The sequence below is a fragment of the Streptomyces sp. STR69 genome (genome assembly GCF_024519455.1).
GTDB lineage: Bacteria > Actinomycetota > Actinomycetes > Streptomycetales > Streptomycetaceae > Streptomyces.
The window spans coordinates 1-25,988 of sequence record NZ_JALJRY010000041.1 but is presented as its reverse complement, the minus strand read 5'-3'; the positions used below and the strand labels follow the sequence as shown (position 1 = coordinate 25,988).

Here is a 25,988-nt window from a genome sequence, read left to right as displayed (position 1 = left end):
CTGGGTGCGTGAACCCCGCCCGATCGCCGGCTATTCCGGACCGCCGCCATACAGGTGACCGGACAGGACGACCGGGGCCCCCGGCGATGGTCAAGACTCCGTCATGGGACACCGGCGGCTGAGAGGGCGCGAGTCGGCCGACGTACTAAAAGAGCAAGGCAGAGGCGACTCACGACGAAGGGCCATTTCTTGATGCCACGACGCATCGTCCCCAACCTGGTCGCGGGGCTCGCTTCCGTGTTCCTGCTGGGAGCCTGCGGCTCCTCGACCGACACCGGCACCGGCCCCACGAGCGCGGCTCCCGCAGCACCGGCCGCGTCGAGTCCCGCGCCCACCGCGTCGGCTGCTTCGGCACAGGGCGAGGCCGGCGGCTCCGCGAGCGGTGACCCCGGCACGACCACATCCGTGACGGCCCGGTCGACGAACGGCGCGGGCGTCGTGGTCACCGACGACCAGGGGCTGGCCCTCTACCGCTACGACAAGGACGAGCCGAGTCCCTCGAAGTGGACGTGCAAAGGTACGTGCACCAAGACGTGGATCCCTGTCATCGTGCAGGATTCCGTTCAGACGTCAGGGGTTGCCCAGAGCCTCCTCGGTACGGTCCACCGGAACGGCCTGAAGCAGCTGACCCTGGCCGGCTGGCCGCTCTACCGGTACGTCGGCGACACGGCGGCCGGGCAGGTGAACGGCCAGGGGAAGGACGGCGAGTGGTACGCCGTCACTCCCTCCGGCGGGAAGTCCACCGCGACCGCTGGTTGATCACGGCGGAGTCGGTTCCCCGCGCGACCAAGGACTTCCAGGACCTGTTCCGCTTGAACGGAATCTCGAAGATCTTCGAGAACAGCCAGGCCCCGCACAGCGAAACGGGAAGGCCCAGGGCGAGTGTGAACCCGAACGTGGGCAGCCCGGGTGACACGAAGTGCGGGGCCACCCGGCGAATCACGGTCAGGACGATCGGAAGATGGATCAGGTAGAGGCTGTAGGAGAAGTCGCCGAGCCTGCGCACCGGGCGGGTGGTCAACAGCCGTACGAGAAAGGCGGGTTGGCCGGTGGCGACCGCGGCGAGCAGCATCGTCATGGCCGGTGCGATGGCGAGGTCTGTCCAGAAGTAGTGGTTCACCGTCCAGACGGAGCCCTGGACGGCGCCGAGAGCCAGGACGGGCAGGGCGGCCAGGACCGCGAGCCATCCCCAGGGCAGACGTCGAACCTTGTCCGACGCGCTGATGATCCCCGCACCTATCACTCCGGCGGCGAACACCGGGGCGAGATGGGGGGCGAGCCAGTTGTCGCCCTCCACGGGGGACGCGCCGGCCGCCATCAGCCCGCCGACGACCACCGGAAGCGTCACGCACAGAGCCAGGATCGCGGCGCCCCACCGCCGACGGACGAACAGCAGGAGCGGGAAGAGGAGATAGAGCTCCGACTCCACCCCGATCGACCAGAACGCGCCGTTCGGTGTCGGAGCGGTGACCATGTCCTGGGCGACGAAGCCGTACACCAGTACCGTCATGCCGGTCGGCGGCCCGAAGTGCGAGGCCGGTACCGCGTACCAGGAAACGAGCAGGCTCAGGATCAGCGCCGCCCAGTACGGGGGCAGAATGCGCCAGGCACGCCGGCGCAGGAACTGGCCGACACCGCCGGACCGCCAGCCGTGCCGCGCCGGGGAGATCGCCAGGGAGAACCCGGAGAGCACCAGGAAGAAGACGACGGCGAGACGCCCGAACATCAGGCCGTCGAGCCAGCGAGGCGCCGAACTGTTCGGGTACCCCGGGAAGGTGTACAACCAGCAGTGGAACAGCACCACATACAGTGCCGCCAGACCGCGGAGACCGTCCAGGCCCAGCACTTGTCGGCGGCCCGGTTCCGCGCTCCCCGTCCCGTCCCGCTCCGGCGGAGTGGCCAGGTCGAGAACGCTGCCGGCCGGACGGCTCGAATCCACTGAAATGTCCAGCCCTTCCCCCGGTCACCGCACACCGGCGACACATCCTGACGGCCCGCTACCGCCCACAGCACCTGATACGTCACATCGGGCCGAGCCGTTCAACGGACGGAAGGGGCGCCCGTCCACCGAAGGACGGGCGCCCCTTCCGCTCGGGTCGTTCCCGGGTCACTTGTTCAGGTGGGCCCAGAACTCGTCGAACGACAGGACCTTGTCCCCGTTGAGGTCCCTCGTCTTGATGATGGCCTCGGCGACCGCCTCGGTCACGTTCCAGTCGCCTCCCTCTGCCAGGGCGGTCTTGAACTCGGCCGCGGTGATGAAGCCGTCACCGTCCGTGTCGATCCGCTGGAAATGCTTGCGTGCTTCCTCGATGTCCGCCACCGGATCCGCCCCTTCGTAACGCTTTACTGCCTGTTGACGGAGGCCAGATTATCCGGCCGCGCGAGCACGCAGTGCGGCGACCACCCACGCGAACTCCTCCCGGTGCGCTCCCGCGGGCCCCGAGCCCTTCACCGTGGACAGCAACTCCCGGTACCGGGCGAGGCGGTCGTTGGCCGCCGACTCCATCCGCTCCAGCACGACGGCCGGGTCGCCGCCGTCGCCCAGCACCTCCCGCACGATCTCCGCCGCTTCCGGCGACTCGGGAGCGATCCCCCGCTGCCGGGCCTCCCCGCCCAGCTGCACCAGGCGCATCGGGAACCAGGTGGACCGCCCGCGGACGGCGGCGCGCTCCTGGTCCGAGGCGTTGAACTCGACCGCCTTGCGCATCTGCGCCCGGAACTGCGGGTCCTGCACCATTTCCGCCAACTCCACCCAGGCGTCGACCTGTTCGGGGGTCGGGTCGTCCGGCAGGTCCACCGCGATGGACCGCATCCGCTCCTTGATGCACGGATCCACGGTGTCGAGCCCGTGGAACAGCTCGTCCACGAACTCCTCCATGATCCGCCTGCGTTCGGCTGCCGACAGCCGTGCCAGCTTGTTCATGAGCGTCATCTCCTCTGCGGTCGAACCACGTCGCGCCACGGTCGACAGCACCGCCCTGGTCACCCGCAGCGAGCGGATCTGCGCGTCCAGCGCCACCACATGGGCGGCGGCCACCTCCGCGACTGTCGTCTCCCCCGCCAGCACCTTGCGTACGTCGTCCAGGCCGAGGCCCAACTCCCGCAGGGTGCGGATCAGTTCGAGACGGGCGGCGGACTCGGCGTCGTAGAGCCGGTAGCCGCCGGCGGAGCGGGTCACCGGGGTGAGGACGCCCTCGTCCGACCAGTAGCGGATGGTGCGCACGGTCAGTCCGGTGGCCCTGGCCAGCTCCCCGATGGTGAGCAGTGCGGTGCCGTCGTCGATCATGTCGTGAGTGTGGGCCTTCCAGTGGGTGGAGACTCAAGGAGTGCGAGGAGCACGGCGATGGAGACTCTCCGGGACATTCTCGACGCGGCGGCGCGGGGTGTCTTCCCACCGCCGGACGGCCGTACGACCGTCGTGCCGCAGGCGTCCGAGCGGGACGCGGGGGTGCTCGCCTTCACCGCGCACGCGGTGGTCTTCACGGACGAGGATCCGCGGTGGGTCCTCGACACCCTGGCCGCCGTGCCCTGCGACGCGCTCGCGGCGCCGATGAACCCGCGGTTCCTGACGGCCCTGCTCGACCGGACGGGCCGTACGGCGGAGAACGTCGACGCGATGCTCGTGGGTGCCCCGCTGCCGGGCGAACCGCCGCTCCCGCTGGAGGAGATCACGGACGGCGACCACCCGAGGATCGTGTACGCCCGCAACCGGCGCGACGACGTGCGCGCGTGGACGACGGACGGCGGGGTGCTGGTCATGGGCCGCGGTATCGCGGGCCGCCCGGAGGTCTCGGTCGAGATCGGGGAGGGCGTACGGCACCGGGGGCTGGGGCGCGCGCTGGTGGCCGCCGCGCGCCATCTGGCGACCGAGCCGCTGTGGGCGCAGGTGGCGCCGGGGAACGCCCGCAGCATGCGGGCGTTCCTGGCGGCGGGCTACCGTCCGGTGGGTTCGGAGGCGCTGCTGCTCAGTGCCACGGCTGGTAGTACGGGTTGCTCTCGCAGTCGCTCATGATCTCGACCTTGGTCTTCTTGTCGACCGGGCAGACGCCGATGATGTACTGCCGCTTGATGCCGCCGGGGAAGGCGACCTCGACCTGGTCGGCCCACTTGTGGGTGTCGCCGATGGTCTTGTTGACGTCCACACCGCCGGGGGCGTCGATGTAGTAGTTGTAGCCCGACTTGTACCAGGTCTTGTACAGGTCGTGGTCGTAGGTCGTCGAGACGTACGGCGAGGGCTGGTTGACCAGGACGTACTTCTCGATGTCGTACTGCCCGTTGATGACGTCCTTGGGTGCGAAGCCCTGGTCGAAGACGACCGCCGGGCCGCGGCTGTCGCTGCGGTAGAGGGTGCCGCAGGTCGTGCGCCAGACCGGGTCCGGGGTGATGCGGCTGATGTCCACGCGCTGGTCGACGGCGGCCGTCGCGGGGTCGGCGACCTCGGGGCAGGCCGGTGCGGCGGCCCTTGCCGGCGTGTGGGTGGGGACGGTCGCGGCCGTGGTGGCGAAGACGGCCGCGAGGGACAGGACGGCGGCAGCGGCTCGCCGCCGCAGGTGAATCGTGATCATGCACGGCACGATTCCGGTTCCACGGCGCCGAGTTGCGGATCATCACCCGTACGGGGGCGTGTCCAACTGGCCGCGTTTCAATCCGACTTCAGCGGAAGATGCCGGTGTGGCCGAGCGAGTAGCGGCCCGGCTGCGGGTAGACGGCGAGGCCGTGCGGGCCGCCGCCGACCTTGATGCGGGCGAGCTGGGTGCCGGTGCGGGTGTCGATGGCGTACACCTCGGAGTTGTAGCGGCCGGACAGCCACAGGACCTTGCCGTCGGCCGAGACGCCGCCCATGTCGGGGCTGCCGCCGTGCGGCAGATGCCACTTCTTGGTCAGCTTGTTCTTGGTGAAGTCGAAGATGGAGATGCTGCCTTCGCCCCGGTTGGAGATGTACATCTCGCGCGAGTCCCGGCTGATGTACAGGCCGTGGCAGCCCTTGCCGGTGGGCAGGAAGTCAGGCTTGGCGAAGGTGTCGCCGTTCAGCACCCACATGCCGTTCGCCATCATGTCGGCGATGTAGAACCGCTTGCCGTCGGGCGAGATCTTGACGTCCTGCGGCATCGCCCCGTGGAACGGCAGCTTCTGCTGCCCGATCACCTTCATCTTCTCGGTGTCGACCTTGAGCAGTTCGCCGCTGAACTCGCAGGAGACGATGAAGTACCGGCCGTCCGTGGAGAAGTCGGCGTGGTTGACGCCGTAGCAGCTGACCGGGACCGCCTTCACCGTCTTCATGGTGTGCGCGTCCCGGAACACCAACTGCCGGTCCAGGGAGGCCATCACGATCGCGTACTTACCGTTGGGCGTGAAGTAGAGGTTGTACGGGTCGTGGACGTCAACGGGCTTGCCTGCCTTGCCCGTTCGCGGGTCGATCGGCGTGAGGGTGTTGCCCCGGTCGTTGTTGACCCAGAGCGTCTTCAAGTCCCAGGAGGGCACGACGTGTTGGGGCTGGACTCCGACCGGGATGGTCTCGATGACCTTGTACGTCTTCGGGTCGATCACCGAGACCGTGTTGGAGCCGGTGTTGGGGACGTAGACCCGGGACGGGAAGTCCCGCACCACTGGGGAGAGTCGGCCCGGCCGGTCGGCCGCGTAGACGTCGGCGGGGTCGAGCACCGGCGGCATCCCGGGCAACCCCTTCGGCACCTGCGGCTGTTGCTTCTGCTGCTGCGGCTGGAGGGCGGGCTTGGTGCCGAGGGCCTCGTCGGCGTGGTCCTGCGATCCGCAGCCGGCGAGGGCGGCCAGTGCGGCGAGGGCGGCGCCGGTGACCAGGGCTCGGGTGAGGGGGATGTGTCGCATCAGCTCAGCAGCTCCGTGGTCGTCACCGCGCGCAGTCCGCGGCGGTCGAGTTCTTGCAGTACGGCGGGGAGCGCGGCGACCGTGCCGGCGTACCCGAAGTGCATGCTCACCACGGAGCCGTCGCGGACCTCGGCGAGCACCTTGCGGGTGATGGCAGGGGCGCCGGGCTCGGTGAAGTCGAGGGAGTCGACGTCGTAGGACAGCACATGCGGGTAGCCCACGCGGTGGGCCAGGCGCTGGACGAGGGGGGACGCGGCCGGGGCGCGCGAGGGTCTGAACCAGGTGCCGATCGAGCCGGTGAGCCGCTTGAGGCGGTCGGCGCAGGCGGTGATCTCGGCCAGGGCGTCGGTCTCGGACAGGGTGTTGACGGCGATGTGCCGCTGGGTGTGGTTGCCGAGGTCGTGGCCGCCGTCGAGGATGCGGCGGGCCATCCCGGGGTGGGTGTCGAGCCAGGTGCCGACGGCGAGGACGGTGACGCGGGCGCCGTGTTTCTCCGCCTCGGCGAGGAGGGCGGTGGCGATCTTGGGGTCGCCCTGGCCGTGGAAGGTGAGTGCGATCCGGGGGCGGTCGCGGGGTCCGTGGGTGATCTGCGCGGGCTGCCGGGGGAAGGCGCGCGGGGCGGGGGCGGTGAGCGGGGTCGCCTTGGCGGCGGCGGGGGCGGGGGCGCGGGCGGGAGCGGCGGGGGCTGCGGCGGGGCCGGTCGTGGCACATCCGGCGGCGAGTGCGCCCCCGGCGACGAGCCCGGCACCCGCACGCAACGCCGTACGGCGGTCGGTCGTGGTCACCCGGTCCATTTAAGGGGCGTTGAGCAAGAAAGCGGGGCATTAACCCGATCGAGGGACCCTCACGGGTCGCGCCTCGAACGGTCGTCCGCACGGGGTTGCCCGGCCGATCCAACTGCGGTTCGACAGCGCCCCACCGGGGCGCGGGGAACTGCGCGACCAGCCACAGCGGCGCCGCGGAAAACCGACGACCTGCCCCCGTCACACGCAGCGGAGCGTCACGCGTTCAACGGTCGGCGACCCGCATCTCGAACCACGTCGTCTTGCCTCGAGGCAACAGGTCGACGCCCCAGCGGTCGGAGAGTTTGTCGACGAGGAAGAGGCCGCGACCGCTCAGGTCCATCTCCTGGACCGGCATCAGACAGGGCAGGCCCCGGGACGGGTCGCGGACCTCGACGCGGATCCAGCCGCGACGGCGCTTCATCCGCAGTCCGAACACCCGGGCGCCCGTGTGCCGTACGGCGTTTCCGACCAGTTCCGAAACCAGTAAGACGGCGTCCTCGGTCATTTTCGGGCTGAGTCCCCAGTGCCGCAGGACGACGATCTGGGTGAGCCGGCGGGCCGCGGCGGCGGACTCGGGGCGGGACGGGAGCGGAACTTCCGCCTCCGTCGGATCGCCGAACAATTCGATCGCTTTGAGTGCCCGCTCGTCCTCGACCGCAGGCGACCAGCGCGCCGCGGTCGCACGGCCTTGTCCCCGCGGCTGTCCGATACCTTCCAGCCCCGCCATGCGTCCATCATGGCCGCCCCGGACGGCCTCCGGGGCGGTTCCGGAGGAATACGCCCCCCGGAAGCACCTGTTCCGCGACATCCGATTGGCATATGCCAGTGGCATTTCAGCGTCGGCCGCAACCCCTCCGACCTGCGGCGAAGGCTCTGTTGGAGGCAATCGACAGGCTCCCTCGACAAGGCAGACTTAAGGTCACCTTAAGGTTCCCATAAACCATCCCGTCGAGGGACCTGTATGAGACATCGCGTCAATTGCAAGTGGCTGAGCGGTATTTGACCGTCCGGTTCACCAGACTTCGACGGTCCGGTTCACTGGAACTTCGCCTTGCCGGGGCCCTCTTCGACGAAGCTGCGCATCCCGATCTCACGGTCCTCGGTCGCGAACAGCCCCGCGAACCACGTCCGTTCGACCGTGAGCCCGGTCTCGATGTCCGTCTCCAGACCGGTGTCGATCGCTTCCTTCGCCGCACGGAGCGCGATCGCCGGACCCTGCGCGAGTTTCGCCGCCCACGCGTGCGCCTCCGTGTAGACCTCGGCGGCGGGCACCAGCCGGTCCACCAGGCCCAGTTGGAGCGCCTCGTCGGCCTTGACCATACGGCCGGTGAAGATCAGGTCCTTCGCCTTCGACGGTCCGATCAGCCGGGCCAGCCGCTGTGTGCCGCCCGCACCGGGGATGAGGCCGAGCAGGATCTCCGGCTGCCCCAACTTCGCGTTGTCGGCCGCGATGCGGAAGTCCGCGCACAGCGCCAACTCGCAGCCCCCGCCCAGCGCGTAGCCCGTGATGGCCGCGACGACCGGCTTGGGGATACGGGCCACCGCCGTGAACGAATCCTGCAAGGCACGCGACCGCGCGACCATCGCCGCGTGGTCCATGCGCTGCATCTCCTTGATGTCCGCGCCCGCCGCGAACACCTTCTCCCCGCCGTAGACCACCACGGCCCGCACGTCCTCGCGGCGCGTGGCCTCCTCGGCGAGCTCCTTGAGGCGGTCCTGGGTTGCGGTGTCCAGCGCGTTCATCGGCGGGCGGTCGAGGCGGATGGTGCCGACGCCCTCGGCGACTTCGAGATTCACGGTCATGCACGCAGGTTAACGCGCGCTAACGACAACGGGCCCGGTGCTGTGGGTCACAGCACCGGGCCCGTATCTGTCTAGGAAAGTGTCACGCAGTCCACTTCGCCCACGACATGTTCCAGCCGTTGAGCCCGTTGTCGGGTGCCACGGTCGCGTCGTTGGAGTTCTTGACGACCACGACGTCACCGAGGATCGAGTGGTTGAAGAACCACGCGGCCGGGACGGTCTTGCTGTAACCGCCCTTGACGTCCCGGAGGCCTATGCAGCCGTGGCTGGCGTTGTAGTTGCCGAAGGCGTCGCCGCCCCAGTAGTTGCCGTGGACGAAGGTGCCGGAGTCGGTCAGGCGGGTGGCGTGCGGGACGTCCTTGATGTCGTACTCGCCGCCGTAGCCGACCGTGTCACCGTTCATCCGGGTCACGGTGAGCTTCTCGCTCATGACCATCTGGCCGTTCCAGGTGTCGTAGCCGGGCTTGCCGGTGGTGACCGGGATGGTCTTGATGGTCTTTCCGTCCTGGGTGACCTTCATCGTGTGCTTCTTGGCGTCGACGATGGAGACCTGGTTGCGGCCGATGGTGAACTTGACCGTCTTGGTCTGCTTGCCGTAGACGCCCGAACGGCCTTCGACGCCGTCGAGGTTGAGCTTGACGGTGACCTTGGTGCCGGACTTCCAGTAGTTCTCGGGGCGGAAGTCGAGACGGTCGTTGCCGAACCAGTGGCCCTCGACGTCGACGGCCGGCGAGGTCGTGATGCTGATGGCCTTCTTCACGTCCCCGGGGTGCGTGATGCCCCGGGTGAAGCGGATGGAGAACGGCATACCGACGCCGACCGTGGAGCCGTCCTCGGGGGTGAAGTAGCCGACGAAGGTGTTCGCCGGGGTCAGGGTGGTGAAGCTGGAGTCCTCGGCGGCGACCCGGCCCGCGGAGTCCTTGGCGACCGCGTGCACGGTGTACTTGGTGGAGGCGGCGAGATGCGTCGCGGGAGTCCAGGTCGCGCCGCCGCCGGTGATCGCGCCGTCGACCTCGGAGCCACCGGCGTCCTTCACGGTGACCTCGGTCAACTTGCCCTTCGCGGCGCTGATCTTGAGGGCGCCGCTGGTGTCGACGGACTTCGAGCCGTCCTTGGGGGCGATGGTGACGACCGCCTGCGACTGCTTGGTCTGGGCCGTGTCCGAGGCCTTGTCCTTGGCATCGCCGGACCCGGAGCCGGAGTTGGAGCTACCGCCGCCACCTCCGCACGCGGTGACGGCGAGCAGCAGCACGCCGAGGATCAGCGCCAGCAAGCCCTTGTTTCTCCGGCCGCGCGCGTCAACCGACGCCCCCGATATCGGTCGCACGTTCAAGACTTTCTCCCCTCGCCGGGCCTGGTCCGGCCCGCACCCCTTTGCGCATCTGACGTGCGCATCCGCGCATATTAACTGCCAGGATTTGAGCTTCGTGTCAGGTGATTGTCACCGTTCGGTCGCAACTTCAACTGCCGCCTGACGCAGGGTGCCCGCCCCGTCTCCGGTCACTTGACCGCACTGCCCGCCTTCCACTCCTTCCAACCCATGTTCCACCCGCCGAGGCCATTGTCGGGAGCGACCTGTTTGTCGTTGCTGTGCACGACCTCGACCACGTCCCCGACGATGCTGCGGTCGAAGAACCAGCCGGCCGGAGTGTCCGAACCGCCGCCCTTCACGTCCCGCAGCCCCACGCACCCGTGGCTGACGTTGACGTGTCCGGGGGCGGCCGGCGCCCAGTAGTTGCCGTGCAGGAAGGTGCCGGAGTCGGTGAGCCGCATGGCGTGCGGGACGTCGGGGATGTCGTACTCGCCGCCGAAGCCGACCGTACGGCTGTTCATACGGGTCACCTCCAGCATCTCCATGACCACCATTTTCCCGTTGTACGTCGTCCGCCCGGGGGCACCGGCGGTGATCGGCACGGTGGCCAGGAGGTCGCCGTCGCGCCGTACCTCCATGGTGTGTTTGACCGCGTCGACCAGGGAGACCTGGCTGCGGCCGACGGTGAAGGAGAACGTCTTGTACTGGAGCCCGTAGACGCCGCGTGCGCCTTCCACGTCGCGCAGGCGGAGGGAGACGGTGACCTGGGTGCCGGGTTTCCAGTAGGACTCGGGGCGGAAGTCGAGGCGGGCGTTGCCGAACCAGTGCGGGCGGACCTCGACGGCCGGCTTCGCGGTGACATGGATGGCGCGCTCGACGGCGGCCCGGTTCTCGATCTCCCGGTTGAAGCCGAGGGAGACGATCATTCCGGTGCCGACCGTGGCACGGTTCTCCGGGGTGACGTATCCGATGAACCGTTCGTCGGGGACGTAGGTGGTGAACGTGGTGTGCCGGGCGGAGCGGCGGCCGTGGCCGTCGAGGGCGACCGCGTCGACGGTGTACCGGGCGGCCAGGGCGAGCTTCGCGTCCTCGGGCTCCCAGCGCAGACCGTCCTCGGAGATACGGCCCGGGACGGGGGTGTCCTGGGCGTCCTGCTCCTTGACGACCTGCACGGACTCCAGGCGCCCGCTGGGCACCTTGACCAGCAGTCGCCGGTCGGGTTTGACTCCCTTGGCGGTGTCGTCGGGCGAGATCCGGATCACATCCTCGGGCGCCGGTGCCTTGCCGAAGAGCTCGTCGATACCGCTCCCGCCCGAGCCGTCGGAAGTACAGCCGGTGGCTCCGGCCAGCAGTCCTGCCCATGTCAGTACGGCGGCCAGTGCGACCCCCGCGCGCCGCGCGCGCCCTTGTGCATGCCTCACGGGGTGCTCAACGAGCGGGCCTGCCTCAGGGAAACGTGAGTGCGACCCAAGCTCTGGGCAGAACAGTGGGGAGGATGACAGGACAGGGGCTCGCGACCGGGACGTCGTGCGCCCTTCACCTCGTCGTTCCATGAGCCGCAGGAGGCCGGACGGTGTCGAGCGCAGCCGAGCAGGAGGCCGTGCAGGAGGAGCGCGTCGAGGGCGGCGTGCCGATGGAGCGATCCGTCGACGACGCGGCCGTACCGGCACCACGTGCCGCCCCCCTACTGAACGGCGCCCCGCACCGGGCGCCGGTCGTGCCCGTGTGGCCGGGGACGCCGATGCCGTTGGGGGCCCGGTTCCGGGTCGGCCCGGACGGGGTGGCGGGCACCAACTTCGCGCTGTGGGCAGGGGGCGCTGAGGCCGTCGAGCTGTGTCTGTTCGACGAGCAGGGGGTGGAGACCCGCGCCCCGCTGACCGAGCTGACGCACGAGATCTGGCACGGCTTCCTGCCCGGTGTGCTGCCGGGGCAGCGCTACGGCTTCCGGGTGCACGGCCGCTGGGACCCGTGGACCGGCGCCCGCTGGAACCCGGCGAAACTGCTCCTCGACCCTTACGCGCGGGCGGTGGACGGCGAGTTCGGGCTGCCGCCCGAGGTGTACGCGCATGTCCGGGACTGGCCGCAGCAGCAGGTCGCGGACACCGTGCGCGACGACCGCGACTCAGCGCCCCACGTCCCCAAGGGAGTTGTGGTCCACGACGACACCACCGACGACGAGTGGATGGACGACCGCCGCCCGAAGACCCCGTGGGCGGACTCGGTGATCTACGAACTCCACGTGGGCGGCTTCACCAGACTGCACCCCGGGATACCCGAGGAACTCCGGGGCACCTACGCCGGGTTGGCGCACCCGGCGGCGATCGAGCACCTGGTGAAACTGGGCGTGACGGCCGTGGAACTCCTCCCCGTCCACCAGTTCGCGCACGAGGACCATCTGCTGCGCAAGGGCCTGAAGAACTACTGGGGTTACAACTCGATCGGCTACTTCGCCCCGCACGCGGCCTACGCGGCGACCGGTACGGCGGGTCAGCAGGTCGGCGAGTTCAAGCGGATGGTGCGCGCGCTGCACGAGGCCGGGATCGAGGTCATCCTCGACGTGGTCTACAACCACACCGCGGAAGGGGGCGAGTTGGGGCCGATGCTCTCCCTCAAGGGCGTCGACAACCGCGGCTACTACCGTCTGCAGAGCGACGCCCGCCGCTACGCGGACTACACGGGCTGCGGCAACACCCTGCACGTGGTGCAGCCGCACGTGCTCCGGCTCATCACCGACTCCCTGCGCTACTGGGTCACCGAGATGGGCGTGGACGGCTTCCGCTTCGACCTCGCGGCGGCGCTGGCCCGCTCGATGCACGACGTCGACATGCTGTCCCCGTTTCTCGCGGTCATCGCCCAGGACCCGGTGCTACGACGGGTGAAGCTGATCGCCGAGCCCTGGGACGTCGGCTCCGGCGGCTACCAGGTCGGCGCCTTCCCGCCCCTGTGGACGGAGTGGAACGACCGCTATCGCAACGCCGTCCGCGACTTCTGGCGCGGTGCGCTGCCGGACGTACGGGACCTCGGATACCGCCTGTCGGGCTCCAGCGACCTGTACGCGTGGGGCGGCCGTCGCCCCTACGCCTCGGTCAACTTCATCACCGCGCACGACGGTTACACCCTGCGGGACCTGGTGTCGTACGAACACAAGCACAACGAGGCCAACGGCGAGGGCAATCGGGACGGCACCGACGACAACCGTTCCTGGAACTGCGGGGTCGAGGGCGAGACCGACGACGAGCGCGTACAGGCGCTGCGGCGGCGGCAGTTGAGGAACCTCCTCACCACGCTGCTGCTCTCCACGGGGGTGCCGATGCTGGTCGCGGGTGACGAGCTGGGGCGGACCCAGCGGGGCAACAACAACGCCTACTGCCAGGACAACGAGATCAGTTGGGTGGACTGGGAGCTGCGGGACGACCCGGGCTGGCGGGCGCTGACCGACCTCACCGCCCGGCTGATCGACCTGCGCCACCGCCACCCGGTGCTGCGCCGCCGGGCGTTCTTCTCCGGGCGGGCCCGATCGGCGGACGGCATAAGGGACTTGGCCTGGTTCACCGAGCGCGGCACGGAGATGACGGAACGGGACTGGTACGCGCCCGCCGCCACCCTGGGCATGTACCTCTCGGGGCGGGACATCCCCGGCCGCGACGAACGCGGCGACCCGATCCTCGACGACAGCTTCCTCGCCGTACTGCACGCGGGCGACCGGCCGGTGAGCTTCGCGCTGCCGGGGCCGCCGTGGGCGGAGCGGTACGAGGTGGTCGTCGACACCTCGCGGGAGGAGCAGGGGGAGGCGCCGGGGGTGGTGCACCGGGCGGGGTCGGCGATCACCGTGCCGGCCCGGGCGGTGCTGCTGCTGAAGGTGCTGGGCTGAGCGCCGCCCTCAGCCCAGGATCCCCCGGTCGTACGCCGTCGCCACCGCCGCCGCGCGGTCCTTGACGCCCAACTTGCCGTACAGGTGGGTGAGATGGGTCTTGACGGTCGCCTCGCTGATGAAGAGTTCGCGGGCGATCTCGCGGTTGGAGGTGCCCTTGGCGACGAGGGCCAGCACTTCGCGCTCGCGGGCGGAGAGCGGTTCGTTGCCGGGGGTCTGGGGGCCGCGCACGGCGGAGACCAGGCGGGAGGCGACGGCGGGCGAGAGGACCGTACGGCCTTCCGCCGCCGCGCGGACGGCGGTGAACAGCTCGTCGCGGGGCGCGTCCTTCAGGAGATAGCCGGTCGCGCCCGCCTCGATCGCGGGCAGCGTGTCGGAGTCGGTGTCGTACGTCGTCAGGACGAGCACCTTCGCGCGGGCGGCGCGGCGGGTCAGTTCCCGGATGGCGTCGACTCCCCCGCCGGCCGGCATCCGCAGGTCCATCAGGATCACGTCCGGGTCGAGGGCGGCGGCCCGCTCCACGGCCTCGACACCGTTCGCCGCCTCGCCCAGGACGCGGAATCCGGGCGCGGACTCGAACATGCCGCGCAGACCGTCCCGTACGACGGGATGGTCGTCGACGATCAGCAGGGAGATCAGCAACTCGTCACTCATGGCGGACCAACGGTACGCGAGCCGACAGGGCGGTGCCGTGACCAGGCTCGGACTCGACCGTGAGCGTGCCCGCGATGCGCTCGGCGCGGACCCGCATGCCGTCGAGGCCGAAGCCGCCGGTGCGGGTGCGTTCGGGCAGCGCGAGGGGGTCGAAGCCCTGTCCGTCGTCGCGGATGTCGAGGATGACGTCCTCGCCGAGGAAGGAGAGGGTGACGCCGACGCGGGTGGCGCGGGCGTGCCGGGCCGCGTTCGACAGGGCTTCCTGGGCGATGCGGAGCAGGGTCGCCGAGACCTCGTCGTGGAGCTGTTCGGTGGTGCCGGTGACGGTGAACTCGGCGCGGACGCCGGTGCGTTCGCCCCACTCGGCGACCGTGTTCTTCAGCGCCTCGGGCAGTCCGTCGTGCTCCAGGGCGACGGGGGCGAGGTTCTGCACGGAGCGGCGGGCCTCGCCGAGGCTGTGCCGGGCGAGCGCGGAGGCGCGGTCGAGGTGGGTGCGGGCGGTCGTCAAGTCGGGTGCGTTCGCCACGACTTGGAGCTGGGCGATGATGCCGGTCAGGCCCTGGGCGATGGTGTCGTGGATCTCGGCGGCCAGTCGGCGTCGTTCGTCGGCGACCCCGGCTTCCCTTGCCTGGACGAGGAGTTGGGTGTGCAGGGCGGCGTTCTCGTCGAGGGCCTGCTGGAGGGCGGTGTTGGTGCGTTCGAGTGCGGTGATGGTTTCGCCGCGCTCGCGGGAGCGCAGTGACTCCTGCTCGGTGAGATGCGCGATCGCCATCTGCAGACCGGAGTTGGCGGCCACGAGCGCCGCGAAGAGGACCCATTGGAGCCCACTCCGCAACGGCAGCCCGCCCGCCTGCGCTCCGGCCACCGTGACCGCGCTCGCGAACAGCCCGACCCGCTGCGCCACCGTGCCCGGGATCAGTTCGTCGGCGTCCATGAAGCCGGAGGCGGCGTAGAACGCGAAGAACGGGTCGATCCAGGTGAGGACGAAGGCGATGGCCCAGCGGACGACGTAGTACAGAGTCCCCGCCCGCGACGGGGTCCGGCCGCGGCCCGGTCGGCGGGAGCGGGTGCCGTGCCACCAGAGCTGGACGACTAGCGCAGCGCCGGCCAGGGCCCAGCCGGTCCGCCACTGGGCCGCGGAGTGGTCGAACAGACCGGCGGAGGCGACCGCGAGGACGACACTGACACCGAGCAGCCCGTACGGCCCCCATGTGTGCAGCTGCTCCCAGCGACGGTCGATCTGCCTGTCCCTGGTGGTCATCTCCCCAGTCTGCACGGCCGCCTCCCCTACTCCCAGCGGAACCAGCGCGAGGCGCCGGCCGTCAGCAGTATGGTCCAGGCGACCAGCACACCCAGGTGCGTCCAGCCCGGCCAGTCGCCGGCCGCCGCCCGGTTCAGGGCCTCGGCGGCGGCACCGAACGGTGTGTAGCCGACGATCCGCGCCATGACGTCCGGCATGGAGTTCACCGGGATCCACACCCCCGCGCAGAACATCATCGGGAAGAACACGGCCGACCCGATGGCGCCCGCGATCTTCGTCGTCCGCGACAGCGCGGAGACCACCGCGCCCAGCGCGAGCGCGGCGAGGATCGCGAGGAGCAGGGCGAGGAGATAGCCGATCGGCTGCTTCGGAAGGCGTACGTCGAAGGCGAGGCGGCCGACGATCAGCGCGCACAGGGCGGAGGCCAGGGCCGCCGTGCCGTAGACCACCATCTGCGCGGAGAGCAGGGCGGAGGGGCGGACCGGGGTGGCGGACATACGGCGCAGGATGCCGCGTTCGCGGTAGCCGGTGAGGTTCTGCGGCATCGACTGGAGCGCGCCGACGATCATGCCGAGCAGGACCGCGACCGGGACGTACACGTCGATCGTGCGCAGGCCGCCGAGGTCGGCGTCGTGGTGGCGGAAGCCGGGGATGGAGCCCAGGATCACCAGCAGCAGGGTGGGGAAGGCCAGGATCCAGAAGAGGGCGCCCGGTTCGCGGCGGAAGAGGCGCAACTCGGTGCGCAGGACTGCGGTGTTCATCGGGTGACCTCCGTCAGGTCCAGGAAGGCGTCGTCCAACGTGGCGTCGGAGACCCGGAGTTGGTGGGCGGTGATGTGTCCCCGGGCGAGCAGGGTGATGACGGCGTTGACGGTCTCGTCGGTGCCGGAGAGGGTGATCCGGCCGTCCTTGCGGGCCACGGAGGTGAGCGCGGGCAGCACGTTCAGGTCGCCGTCGTCGAGCGGCGCGGAGGGCGTGAAGCTGATGACGGTGGACCCCGCCGAGCGGCGGATCAGTCCGTCCGGGGTGTCCAGGGCGGCCACCTTGCCCTTGTCGATCACCGCGATCCGGTCGCAGAGGCGCTGGGCCTCCTCCATGAAGTGGGTGACGAGCAGGACGGTGACCCCACTGGCCCGGACCTCCTCGATGAGCTGCCAGGTGTCGCGGCGGGCCCGCGGGTCGAGCCCCGTGGTCAGCTCGTCGAGGACGACGACCCGGGGATTCCCGATCAGCGCGAGCGCGATGAACAGGCGCTGCTTCTGGCCACCGGACAACTTCGCGAACCGGGTGGTCAACTTCGCCGTCAACCCGAGGCGTTCGGCCAGCGGCTGCCAGTCGGCGGGGTGCGGATAGAGGGCCGCGTACAGCTCCAGGGCCTCGCGGACGGTGAGCTTGGCCTGGAGTTCGCTCTCCTGGAGCTGGGCGCCGAGGACACGGGCGACCTGCTCGTGGTCGGCGACGGGGTCGAGGCCGGTGACCCGGACCCGACCCGCGTCCGGGACGCGCAGTCCCTCGACACACTCGACGGTGGTGGTCTTGCCCGCGCCGTTCGGGCCGAGGATCCCGAAGATCTCGCCCTCCTCGACGGCGAACGAGACACCGTCGACGACGGCCCGGCCGCCGTAGGACTTGCGCAGTGCGGTGACTTCGATGACAGGTGTGGCTGACATGCTCCGAGGGTCCCGCGGGGGCCGGGTCGGGCACATCGGCCATCGCGCTCGAAGGGGCATCAACCGATCGGTTGATGCCCTGGTACGACCCCCTGGTCGGCCAAAACTCGGTGGGCACTGTCAGTGCTGGTCCGTAGGCTCGCCCGTGATGTCGACGACACACGCACCCACCGAAGACCGATCCGCCGCCCGTACGCTCGCGCGGCTGTGGCCGTACGTCCGCCCCGTGCGGGTACGGCTGTTCGCCGCGGCCGGGGTGGCCGTCGTCGCGTCCTGTACGGGCCTGGTGTTCCCGCTCGTCCTGAAGTGGATGGTGGACGGACCGGTCGCCGACCGGGACTCGGCGGGGGTGTGGCTCGGGGCCCTGTACCTGCTGCTGCTCGGCATCGCGGAGGCGGGCCTGTTCGGGCTGCGGCGGTGGCTGGTCGCGCGGCCGTTGTCACGGGTCGAGGCGGGGATGCGCGCGGATCTCTACCGGCATCTGCAGCGGCTCCCGGTGGCCTTCCACGACCGCTGGCCCTCGGGTCAGCTCCTCTCCCGGGGCACCACGGACCTCATGCTGCTGCGCATGTTCCTCGCGTTCCCCCTCACATTCCTGCTGGTCAACGCCGTGACGATCCTGGTTGGCGTGATCATCATGCTGCTCCAGGACTGGACACTGGGACTGGTGATCCTGGGGCCCGCCGTGCCGGTGATCGTCACCTGCGTGATCTTCGAACGGCGGTACGCGCACGTGGCGCGGCTCGCGCAGGACCAGGTCGGCGATCTGACGACGGTCGTCGAGGAGAGCGTGCTCGGCATCCGCATCATCAAGGGCTTCGGCCGCCACCGCAGCCAGGCACGGGCCTTCCGCGACCTCTCCCGCACCCTGCGCGGCACCGAACTCCACAAGGCCCGCCTGCTCGCCGCGATCTGGGGCATCATCGTGACGCTGCCCGAGCTGGCACTCGGTGCGACGCTGGTCCTGGGCACGGTCCAGGTGGCGGACGGCAACCTGTCGGCAGGCACCCTGGTCGCCTTCCTCTCCACAGCACTGGCCCTGCGCTGGCCGGTGGAGTCGATCGGCTTCCTGCTGGCCATGAGCCAGGAGGCGGCGACGGCGACAGAGCGCTACTTCGAGGTCATGGATGAAACCCCGGAGGGGGAAGCGCCCCGAGGGGGCGCGCCCAGCCCCCACGCCGGTGCACCCGAAAACGACGGCATCCGCTTCTCCTCAGTCTCCTTCCGCTACCCAGACGCCCCGCCGGATTCCCCACCCACCCTCGACCGCATCGACCTGCACATCAGACCCGGCGAATCCATGGCCCTCGTCGGCGCCACCGGCACAGGCAAAACCACCCTCACCGCACTCGTCCCCCGTCTCCACGAGGTGACATCGGGCCACATCACACTGGACGGCGAGGACATCACGGCGATGCCCCGCCAAACGCTGCGCGCCCTCGTGGCGGTGGCCTTCGAGGAACCCACCCTGTTCTCGACCAGCGTCGGCGAAAACGTACTGATGGGCGCCGAAGAAAGCGCGGGACAACCGGAGTTGGACCGCGCACTGGCCGTGGCCCAGGCCGACTTCGCGCACGCGCTGCCACAGGGCACGGAGACCCGCGTCGGCGAACAGGGCCTGAGCCTCTCCGGCGGCCAGCGCCAACGCCTCGCGCTGGCAAGGGCGGTGGTCGGCAGGCCCCGCTTCCTCGTCCTGGACGACCCGCTCTCCGCGCTGGACGTCCACACGGAGGCCGCAGTCGAGGCAGCCCTGCGTCAAGTCCTCGCGGACACAACGGCGTTGATCGTGGCCCACCGCCCGTCCACGGTCCTGCTCGCCGACCGGGTGGCGCTGCTGTCGGACGGCCGTATCACGGCGGTCGGCACCCACCAGGAACTCCTGCGCACGAACGCGGAGTACGCGCATCTCATGTCGGGCATTCCGTCGGGCACCCCGGAACAGGAGGACGAACGATGACCGCCCCCACCACATCGGCGCCCACCACCGACGACCACGAACCCCCGCGCCCGCCCGCCGTGGACGACCCCTTCGACCACGACGACCTGCCCACTCCCCCGGGCGCGACCGCCGCCCTCCTGCGTTCGCTGCTCGCGCCCATGAAGGCCCGCGTCGCCGTCACCACCCTCCTCCTGCTGCTCCAGCAGGCCGCGGTGCAGGTGGGCCCGCTGCTGGTGGCGTACGCCATCGACCGGGCGGTGCCCGCCTTCCGCGATCACGACCACGGTCCGCTGATCGCCGTGGCCGTCGGCTATCTGCTCTGCGCACTGCTCTCCGGCGGCCTGCAGTACGCGTTCATCGGCGCCTCCGCCCGCGTCAACCAGGACGTGCTGCTCGATCTGCGCGGCCGGATCTTCCGGCACGCGCAGGCGCTCAGCATCGACTTCCACGAGCGCTACACCTCCGGCCGGCTCATCTCCCGTTCCACCACGGACGTCGAGGCGCTGCGCGAACTGCTCAGCGAGGGCCTCCAGGAGCTGATCACGGTCATCCTGTCGTTCGTCTACATCTCGGCGATGCTGCTCTGGCTGGACCTGGGGCTGGGCGCGGTCGCGGTGGCGTCCTTCGTGCCGCTGTATCTGCTGGTGCGGGTCTACCAGCGGCGCGCGGTGCGGGTGTACGGGGTGCGGTCCACGGCGATCGCGCGGGTGATCGTGAAGTTCGTGGAGACGATGAACGGCATCCGCCCGGTGCGCGCGTTCCGCCGCGAGGCCGTGAACGACGCCGACTTCCGGGTCCTCAACCAGCGGCACGAACGGTCCAACGGCGACGCCCTGTTGGAGATGGCCCGCTATGTCACCGGCTCCCGCCTGGTCGCCAACACCGCGGTCGCGGTGATCGTGCTGTGGGGCGCGAACCGGGTCGCGGACGGCTCACTGGAACTGGGCGTCCTGGCCGCCGCGGTGCTGTATCTACGACGGCTCTACGACCCGATCGACCGGCTCGGCATGTTCCTCAACTCCTACCAGTCGGCAGCCGCCTCCCTGGAGAAGATCGCGGGGCTCCTCGCCCAGACACCTTCCGTGCCCGAGCCCTCAACGCCCGTGCAACTGCCCGCACTTGAGTCGGAGCAGCCCGGCCGCGAGGTCGTCTTCGACGGGGTCCGCTTCGCCTACCGCACCGGCGGCGAGGTGCTGCCCGTCTTCGAGCTCACCCTCCCCGCCGGACAGACGGTCGCCGTGGTCGGCTCCACCGGCGCAGGCAAGTCCACCCTGGCCAAGCTGCTGGCCCGTTTCTACGACCCGTCGGACGGGCGGGTGCTGCTCGACGGCGTCGACCTGCGCGAGCTGTCCGGGCCCGAACTGCGGCGCGGGGTGGTGACGGTGACACAGGAGGCGTTCCTGTTCTCCGGCACGGTCGCCGAGAACATCGCGATCGGCCGTCCGGACGCACCCCGTGAGGAGATCGAGCGGGCCGCGAAGGCGATCGGCGCGCACGACTTCATCAGCGCGCTGCCCGACGGCTACGACACGGACGTACGCAAACGGGGTGGCCGTATCTCGGCCGGTCAGCGTCAACTGGTGGCGTTCGCGCGGGCGTTGCTCGCCGACCCGGCGGTACTGATCCTGGACGAGGCGACCAGTTCGCTCGACGTCCCGGGCGAACAGGCCGTGCAGCGGGCCATGTCGACGGTGCTGCGGGGCCGTACGGCGGTGGTGATCGCGCACCGGCTGTCCACCGTCGAGATCGCGGACCGGGTGCTGGTCATGGAGCACGGCCGGATCGTCGAGGACGGCCGCCCGGCCGAACTGATCGCGGGCACCGGCCGGTTCTCGGATCTGCACCGGGCGTGGCGGGACAGTCTCGCGTGAACCGACGGCGGCTACGGGGGCAGTGGTGATCGACGCGTACGAGGATCCCGGGACACCCGACTGTCGCGGCGGCTGGCACTTCCTGTGGTGGCTGGTGATGCGGCAGCGGGGGCGGGCGGTGTCCGGGGCACTGCTGTCGAGCGTCTGGATGGTGCTGATGGCGGCGGCGCCGTATCTGATGGCGCGAGCCGTCGACGACGGTCTTGTGCCGGGCCATCTGGGCACGCTCGCCTGGTGGACCGGGGCGCTGTTCGTGGTCGGGGCGGTCAACTCGTGGCTGAGCATCATGCGGCACCGCACCATGACCCGGGTGCGGATGGACGCCAACTTCCGCACGGTGAAGCTGATCGTGGGCCAGGCGGTCCGGCTGGGCGCCGTGCTGTCGCGCCGGGCGCGGGCGGGCGAGGTCATCACGATCGGCGTCGGTGACGTGTGGACGATCGCCCAGTCCCTGACCGTCGTCGGACCCGGCTTCGGCGCCCTGGTCGTCTACGGCGTGGTGGCGGGGGTGCTGTTGTCGATCTCGGCGCCGCTGGCCGCCGTAGTGCTGCTGGGGGTGCCGGTGCTCGCGCTGCTCGCGGGGCCGTTGACCCGGCGGCTGCAGGGCGTGGAGACGGAGTACCGGGAGCGGCAGAGCGTGCTGACCGCGCGTATCGCCGACCTCTCCGGCGGCCTGCGGGTCCTCAACGGCCTCGGTGGCAAAGGGCTGTTCGCGGACGCGTTCCGGCGTGACTCGCAGCGGCTGCGGGCGCAGGGCTACCGGGTGGGCGCGGTGGCGAGCTGGGTGCAGGCGATCGGGGTCGGGCTGCCGACCCTGTTCCTCGCCGTGGTGACCTGGCTCGCGGCCCGGCTGGCGGCCCAAGGACAGCTCAGCGTGGGCGAGTTGGTCGCCGTGTACGGCTATGTCGCGGTCCTGGTGGGCCCGGTGGCCTTCTTCGTGCAGATGGTCTACGAACTGAGCCGGGGTGTGGTGGCCGCGCGGAGGGTCGTACGGCTGCTGGCGCTCGAACCCGAGGCGGACACGGGAACGTCGGCCGCGCCCGCCGAACCGGCCGCTCTGCACGATCCCGACTCGGGGGTGCGGGTGGCGCCGGGGCGGCTGACCGCGCTGGTCGGGGCGCGGCCCGGGGAGACGCTGGCCGTGGTCGACCGGCTCGGCCGGTACGCGCCGTCCCGGGTCACCTGGGGCGGGGTCGCGCTCGACGCGATTCCGCTGGACCAGGTCAGGTCCCGGATCCTGGTCGCGGACAACGAGGCCGACCTGTTCGCCGGACCGCTGCGGGAGGTGGTGTCCGGGCGACGGGAGCGGTCGGCGGAGACCGTGGAGCGCGCCGTGTTCGCGAGTGCCGCCGACGACATCGTGCAGGGGCTGCCGGAGGGCCTGGACTCACTCGTGGCCGCACAGGGCCGCAGTCTCTCCGGCGGGCAGCGCCAACGGGTGCGGCTGGTAAGGGCGTTGCTCGCCGAGCCCGAGGTGCTGCTCGCGGTGGAGCCGACCTCGGCCCTGGACGCCCACACGGAGGCGGCGGTCGCCCGGCGGCTGCGCGAGGCGCGCTCGGGCCGTACGACGCTGGTGACCACGACGTCCCCGCTGGTCCTGGACCAGGCGGACACGGTCCTCTACCTGGTCGACGGCAAGGTGGCGGCCGGCGGCGACCATCGCCGGCTGCTGGCCCAGGAGCCCGGCTACCGCGCGCTGGTGGCCCGGGACGCGGACCTGGACACGGAGGAGGTCGTACGGTGACGGCGGACAAAGGTCAACTCCCGATCGCGGAGCGGGCCGAGGTGCGGCGGGCCGCGTTCGGGCTGATCCGGGTGGACCGGCGGGCGTTCGCCGTCGTGCTGGTGGTGAACGCGCTGGCGGCCGGGGCCGGGCTGGCCGGGCCGTGGCTGCTCGGGCGGATCGTGGACGAGGTGCGGGCCGGGGCCGGGGTGGCGGTCGTGGACCGGCTGGCCCTGGTCATCGTGGTGTGCTCGCTGGCCCAGTTGCTGCTGGCGCGCTGGGCGCGGTATGTGGGGTACCGGTTCGGGGAGCGCACGCTGGCCCGGGTCCGGGAGGACTTCGTCGACCGGGCGCTGGCGCTGCCCGCCTCGGTGGTGGAGCGGGCCGGGACCGGCGACCTGACGGCGCGCGGCACCTCCGATGTGGCGACCGTGGGCACGACCCTGCGGGACGTCGCACCCGAACTGCTGGTCTGCTCCGTGCAGGCGCTGTTCGTGATGGGCGCGGTGTTCGCGCTCGATCCGCTGCTCGGGCTGTTCGGGGTGGTCGGTCTGACGCCGATCTGGTTCGCGCTGCGCTGGTATCTGCGCCGGGCCCGGGACGGCTATCTCGCGGAGGGCGCGGCGATGTCGGAGGTCGCCGAGATCCTCACGACGACGGCGTCCGGGGCGCGCACGGTGGAGGCGTTCCGGCTCCAGGAGCGGCGGATCACGGCGAGCCGGGACACGCTGCGGACCGCCATGCGGGCCCGGTTGTACACGCTGTATCTGCGGACCGTGTTCTTCCCCGCGATCGAGGTGTCGTACACGATCCCGGTGGCGGGCGTGCTGCTGGTCGGCGGGTGGCTGCACGGACGCGGGGCGGTGGGGGTGGGCGCCGTGGTGGCGGCGGCGCTGTATCTGCGGCAGTTCACCGATCCGCTGGACCAGATCCTGATGCGGGTCGAGCAACTGCAGAGCAGCGGCGCCTCGTTCGCCCGGGTGGAGGGCCTGGCCCGGGCGCCGCGCGCGGAGGACGACGGGGACGCGCCGGCTCCGGCGGACGACCGGATCGATGTGACCGGGGTGCGGTACGCCTACGAGCGCGGCGGCGAGGTGCTGCACGGCGTGGACCTGTCGGTGCGGCCGGGCGAACGGCTGGCGGTCGTCGGCCCGTCCGGCGCCGGGAAGACCACGCTGAGCCGGCTGCTGGCCGGAGTCGACGCGCCGACCGAGGGCACGGTGACCGTGGGCGGGGTGCCGGTCTCCGACCTGGCACCGGAGACACTGCGCCGCCAGGTCGTGCTGGTCACCCAGGAGCACCACGTGTTCCTGGGCTCGGTCCGCGAGAACCTGCTGATCGCCGAACCGGCCGCCACGGACGAGGAGTTGTGGGCGGCACTGGCGGCGGTCGGCGCCGAGGACTGGGTGCGGGAGCTGCCGGACGGGCTCGACACCCCGCTGGGCGCCGACGGTCGGGCCACGGACGGTTCACAGGCGCAGCAACTCGCGCTGGCCCGCGTGGTGTTGGCCGACCCGCACACGCTGATCCTGGACGAGGCGACGGCCCTGCTGGATCCGGCCACCGCCCGGCACACCGAACGCGCGCTGGCCGCCGTACTGGAGGGCCGTACCGTCATCGCCATCGCGCACCGGCTGCACACCGCCCACGACGCGGACCGGGTGGCGGTGATGGAGAACGGCCTGCTGACCGAACTCGGCCCGCACGAGGAGCTGGTGGCGGCCCAGGGGGCGTACGCGGCGCTGTGGCATTCGTGGCACGGCGAGCGGTCGTCACGTCCGTAGCTCCCACTGGTTCGTATAGCGAACATGACCACCCGGACAACGAACGATTTCCGGCCAAGTTCCTGACGCGCTCCTGACAGAAAGCGCGGGCTGGTGCCACTCTTCCCACTGGCGCTTCACAGCAACCCCACAGTTTCACTCCTGTGATCCCTGTGATCTCCCCTGGTCGCGCGATCCGCGACCGTCCTGAAGGAGTCAGTGTTGAGAAGCAATTCCTCGCGCAGACGCACCTCCCACATAGTCGCCGTAGCCGGCGTCACCGCTCTGCTCGCCGCGGCCGTCCAGGCGGGCGCGACCTCCTCCGCCGCTCCGGCCAAACCCCTTGCCAGCAAGGGCAATCCGGCGCACATGGCCCTCTCCCTCTCCGCCTCGCAGCGCGCCGAGCTGCTCCGCGACGCCCAGTCGGCGCGGACCACCACCGCCAAGGACATCGGCCTGGGCGCCAAGGAGACGCTCGTCGCCCGTGACGTCATCAAGGACGCGGACGGCACGGTCCACACCCGTTACGAGCGCACCTACGCCGGACTCCCGGTCCTCGGCGGTGACCTGGTCGTCGACACCGCCAAGTCGGGTGCCACCGAGCGGGTCGTCAAGGCGACCAACGCCACCATCGCGGTCGCCGACCTCACCCCGAGCGTCGCCACGGCGACCGCGGAGAAGCAGGCCGTCTCCCGCGCCAAGGCGCTCGGCTCCACCAAGTCGGCCGCCGACTCGGCCCGCAAGGTGATCTGGGCGGCGAGCGGCAAACCGGTCCTCGCCTACGAGACGGTCGTCGGCGGCCTCCAGGACGACGGCACCCCGAACGAACTCCACGTCATCACCGACGCGGCCACCGGCAAGAAGCTCTACGAGTACCAGGGCATCGAGAACGCCACCGGTACCGGCAACACCCAGTACAGCGGCGCGGTCTCGCTGACGACGACCCAGTCGGGCACGTCGTACAACCTCACCGACGGCGACCGCGGCGGCCACAAGACGTACAACCTCAACCACGGCACCTCGGGCACCGGCACGCTGTTCTCCCAGACCAGCAACACCTGGGGCAACGGCACCACGTCGAACGCGGCGACGGCCGGCGCCGACGCGCACTACGGCGCGGCGGAGACCTGGGACTTCTACAAGAACACCTTCGGCCGCAGCGGCATCAAGAACAACGGTGTCGGCGCCTACTCCCGCGTCCACTACGGGAATTCGTACGTCAACGCGTTCTGGGACGACAGCTGCTTCTGCATGACCTACGGCGACGGCTCCGGCAACGCGGACCCGCTGACGGCGCTGGACGTGGCGGGGCACGAGATGAGCCACGGTGTCACCTCCAACACCGCCGGGCTCAACTACTCCGGTGAGTCGGGCGGGTTGAACGAGGCGACCTCCGACATCTTCGGCACCGGCGTCGAGTTCTACGCCAACAACTCCACCGACGTGGGCGACTACCTCATCGGCGAGAAGATCGACATCAACGGCGACGGCAC

At 70.5% G+C, this 25,988-nt stretch carries 22 protein-coding genes; 8 read left to right on the top strand and 14 right to left on the bottom strand.

Features of this window, described 5'->3' with window-relative positions:
- Positions 1-192 precede the first annotated feature (192 nt).
- Positions 193-759, top strand: a complete 567-nt coding sequence (locus OC490_RS44690) for a hypothetical protein (RefSeq protein ID WP_262063809.1) — start codon at positions 193-195, stop codon at positions 757-759.
- Here OC490_RS44690 and OC490_RS44685 read toward each other — a convergent pair.
- The 3 genes from OC490_RS44685 to OC490_RS44675 form a co-directional block, all read right to left on the bottom strand.
- Positions 719-1,939, bottom strand: a complete 1,221-nt coding sequence (locus OC490_RS44685) for an acyltransferase family protein (protein WP_262063808.1) — start codon at positions 1,937-1,939, stop codon at positions 719-721. The two genes, OC490_RS44690 and OC490_RS44685, sit on opposite strands and share 41 nt — an antisense overlap.
- A 168-nt stretch (positions 1,940-2,107) precedes the next feature.
- Positions 2,108-2,320: an EF-hand domain-containing protein gene (locus OC490_RS44680; protein ID WP_262063807.1), complete on the bottom strand. Its 213-nt coding sequence runs from the start codon at positions 2,318-2,320 to the stop codon at positions 2,108-2,110.
- 48 nt (positions 2,321-2,368) lie between these two features.
- Positions 2,369-3,286: a MerR family transcriptional regulator gene (locus tag OC490_RS44675; RefSeq protein WP_262063806.1), complete on the bottom strand. Its 918-nt coding sequence runs from the start codon at positions 3,284-3,286 to the stop codon at positions 2,369-2,371.
- Between the two features lie 57 nt (positions 3,287-3,343).
- Here OC490_RS44675 and OC490_RS44670 point away from each other — a divergent pair, with 57 nt between their 5' ends.
- On the top strand, positions 3,344-4,012 hold the full coding sequence (locus tag OC490_RS44670) for a GNAT family N-acetyltransferase (protein ID WP_262063805.1): 669 nt from the start codon (positions 3,344-3,346) through the stop codon (positions 4,010-4,012).
- Here OC490_RS44670 and OC490_RS44665 read toward each other — a convergent pair.
- The 7 genes from OC490_RS44665 to OC490_RS44635 all read right to left on the bottom strand — a co-directional run bounded on the left by OC490_RS44665 (position 3,966) and on the right by OC490_RS44635 (position 11,165).
- On the bottom strand, positions 3,966-4,565 hold the full coding sequence (locus OC490_RS44665) for an ADP-ribosyltransferase (protein ID WP_262063804.1): 600 nt from the start codon (positions 4,563-4,565) through the stop codon (positions 3,966-3,968). The genes OC490_RS44670 and OC490_RS44665 overlap by 47 nt on opposite strands.
- Before the next feature lie 88 nt (positions 4,566-4,653).
- Positions 4,654-5,844: a beta-propeller fold lactonase family protein gene (locus OC490_RS44660; protein WP_262063803.1), complete on the bottom strand. Its 1,191-nt coding sequence runs from the start codon at positions 5,842-5,844 to the stop codon at positions 4,654-4,656.
- A complete protein-coding gene (locus OC490_RS44655) occupies positions 5,844-6,638 on the bottom strand; it encodes a polysaccharide deacetylase family protein (protein WP_262063802.1) in 795 nt (264 codons plus the stop codon). Before OC490_RS44655 ends, OC490_RS44660 begins: the two co-directional genes overlap by 1 nt.
- A 214-nt stretch (positions 6,639-6,852) precedes the next feature.
- On the bottom strand, positions 6,853-7,356 hold the full coding sequence (locus OC490_RS44650) for an ATP-binding protein (protein ID WP_019074483.1): 504 nt from the start codon (positions 7,354-7,356) through the stop codon (positions 6,853-6,855).
- A gap of 308 nt (positions 7,357-7,664) precedes the next feature.
- On the bottom strand, positions 7,665-8,432 hold the full coding sequence (locus OC490_RS44645) for an enoyl-CoA hydratase/isomerase family protein (RefSeq protein ID WP_262063800.1): 768 nt from the start codon (positions 8,430-8,432) through the stop codon (positions 7,665-7,667).
- 82 nt (positions 8,433-8,514) lie between these two features.
- Positions 8,515-9,765, bottom strand: coding sequence for an Ig-like domain-containing protein (locus tag OC490_RS44640; protein WP_410099256.1), 1,251 nt, complete (start codon positions 9,763-9,765; stop codon positions 8,515-8,517).
- A gap of 167 nt (positions 9,766-9,932) precedes the next feature.
- Positions 9,933-11,165: an Ig-like domain-containing protein gene (locus tag OC490_RS44635; protein WP_262063798.1), complete on the bottom strand. Its 1,233-nt coding sequence runs from the start codon at positions 11,163-11,165 to the stop codon at positions 9,933-9,935.
- Positions 11,166-11,317: 152 nt separating this feature from the next.
- Between OC490_RS44635 and glgX the strand changes: the two genes are divergently transcribed.
- The gene (gene glgX / locus OC490_RS44630; protein WP_262063797.1) at positions 11,318-13,615 is read left to right on the top strand and encodes a glycogen debranching protein GlgX; all 2,298 of its coding nucleotides are present in this window, start codon (positions 11,318-11,320) and stop codon (positions 13,613-13,615) included.
- 9 nt (positions 13,616-13,624) lie between these two features.
- Here the strand turns inward: glgX and OC490_RS44625 are convergent, their stop codons facing one another.
- The 4 genes from OC490_RS44625 to OC490_RS44610 are packed head-to-tail and all read right to left on the bottom strand — an operon-like array spanning position 13,625 to position 17,199.
- The gene (locus OC490_RS44625) at positions 13,625-14,269 is read right to left on the bottom strand and encodes a response regulator (protein WP_262063796.1); all 645 of its coding nucleotides are present in this window, start codon (positions 14,267-14,269) and stop codon (positions 13,625-13,627) included.
- Positions 14,262-15,530 carry a sensor histidine kinase gene (locus tag OC490_RS44620; RefSeq protein WP_262063795.1) on the bottom strand — a complete coding sequence of 423 codons (1,269 nt, stop codon included), beginning with the start codon at positions 15,528-15,530 and terminating at the stop codon, positions 14,262-14,264. Before OC490_RS44620 ends, OC490_RS44625 begins: the two co-directional genes overlap by 8 nt.
- Positions 15,531-15,556: 26 nt before the next feature.
- Positions 15,557-16,291, bottom strand: coding sequence for an ABC transporter permease (locus OC490_RS44615; protein WP_262063794.1), 735 nt, complete (start codon positions 16,289-16,291; stop codon positions 15,557-15,559).
- Positions 16,288-17,199: an ABC transporter ATP-binding protein gene (locus OC490_RS44610; protein ID WP_262063793.1), complete on the bottom strand. Its 912-nt coding sequence runs from the start codon at positions 17,197-17,199 to the stop codon at positions 16,288-16,290. Before OC490_RS44610 ends, OC490_RS44615 begins: the two co-directional genes overlap by 4 nt.
- Positions 17,200-17,347: 148 nt before the next feature.
- Here OC490_RS44610 and OC490_RS44605 point away from each other — a divergent pair, with 148 nt between their 5' ends.
- The 5 genes from OC490_RS44605 to OC490_RS44585 form a co-directional block, all read left to right on the top strand.
- Entirely contained in the window at positions 17,348-19,156 is a 1,809-nt protein-coding gene (locus OC490_RS44605) for an ABC transporter ATP-binding protein (protein WP_262063792.1), read from the top strand.
- Complete coding sequence (locus OC490_RS44600; RefSeq protein WP_262063791.1) at positions 19,153-21,009, top strand: ABC transporter ATP-binding protein; 1,857 nt, start codon at positions 19,153-19,155, stop codon at positions 21,007-21,009. Before OC490_RS44605 ends, OC490_RS44600 begins: the two co-directional genes overlap by 4 nt.
- A gap of 25 nt (positions 21,010-21,034) precedes the next feature.
- A complete protein-coding gene (locus tag OC490_RS44595; RefSeq protein WP_262063790.1) occupies positions 21,035-22,753 on the top strand; it encodes an ABC transporter ATP-binding protein in 1,719 nt (572 codons plus the stop codon).
- On the top strand, positions 22,750-24,516 hold the full coding sequence (locus OC490_RS44590) for an ABC transporter ATP-binding protein (RefSeq protein ID WP_262063789.1): 1,767 nt from the start codon (positions 22,750-22,752) through the stop codon (positions 24,514-24,516). Before OC490_RS44595 ends, OC490_RS44590 begins: the two co-directional genes overlap by 4 nt.
- A 201-nt stretch (positions 24,517-24,717) precedes the next feature.
- The coding region (locus OC490_RS44585) for a M4 family metallopeptidase (protein ID WP_262063788.1) at positions 24,718-25,988 on the top strand (1,271 nt) is incomplete at its 3' end.

Coding starts and splice junctions, on each gene's coding strand:
- OC490_RS44690 (WP_262063809.1), top strand. CDS start 193: ATGCCACGACGCATCGTCCCCAACCTGGTCGCGGGGCTCGCTTCCGTG.
- OC490_RS44675 (WP_262063806.1), bottom strand. CDS start 3,286: ATGATCGACGACGGCACCGCACTGCTCACCATCGGGGAGCTGGCCAGG.
- OC490_RS44670 (WP_262063805.1), top strand. CDS start 3,344: ATGGAGACTCTCCGGGACATTCTCGACGCGGCGGCGCGGGGTGTCTTC.
- OC490_RS44665 (WP_262063804.1), bottom strand. CDS start 4,565: ATGATCACGATTCACCTGCGGCGGCGAGCCGCTGCCGCCGTCCTGTCC.
- OC490_RS44660 (WP_262063803.1), bottom strand. CDS start 5,844: ATGCGACACATCCCCCTCACCCGAGCCCTGGTCACCGGCGCCGCCCTC.
- OC490_RS44655 (WP_262063802.1), bottom strand. CDS start 6,638: ATGGACCGGGTGACCACGACCGACCGCCGTACGGCGTTGCGTGCGGGT.
- OC490_RS44650 (WP_019074483.1), bottom strand. CDS start 7,356: ATGGCGGGGCTGGAAGGTATCGGACAGCCGCGGGGACAAGGCCGTGCG.
- OC490_RS44645 (WP_262063800.1), bottom strand. CDS start 8,432: ATGACCGTGAATCTCGAAGTCGCCGAGGGCGTCGGCACCATCCGCCTC.
- OC490_RS44625 (WP_262063796.1), bottom strand. CDS start 14,269: ATGAGTGACGAGTTGCTGATCTCCCTGCTGATCGTCGACGACCATCCC.
- OC490_RS44620 (WP_262063795.1), bottom strand. CDS start 15,530: ATGACCACCAGGGACAGGCAGATCGACCGTCGCTGGGAGCAGCTGCAC.
- OC490_RS44615 (WP_262063794.1), bottom strand. CDS start 16,291: ATGAACACCGCAGTCCTGCGCACCGAGTTGCGCCTCTTCCGCCGCGAA.
- OC490_RS44610 (WP_262063793.1), bottom strand. CDS start 17,199: ATGTCAGCCACACCTGTCATCGAAGTCACCGCACTGCGCAAGTCCTAC.
- OC490_RS44605 (WP_262063792.1), top strand. CDS start 17,348: ATGTCGACGACACACGCACCCACCGAAGACCGATCCGCCGCCCGTACG.
- OC490_RS44600 (WP_262063791.1), top strand. CDS start 19,153: ATGACCGCCCCCACCACATCGGCGCCCACCACCGACGACCACGAACCC.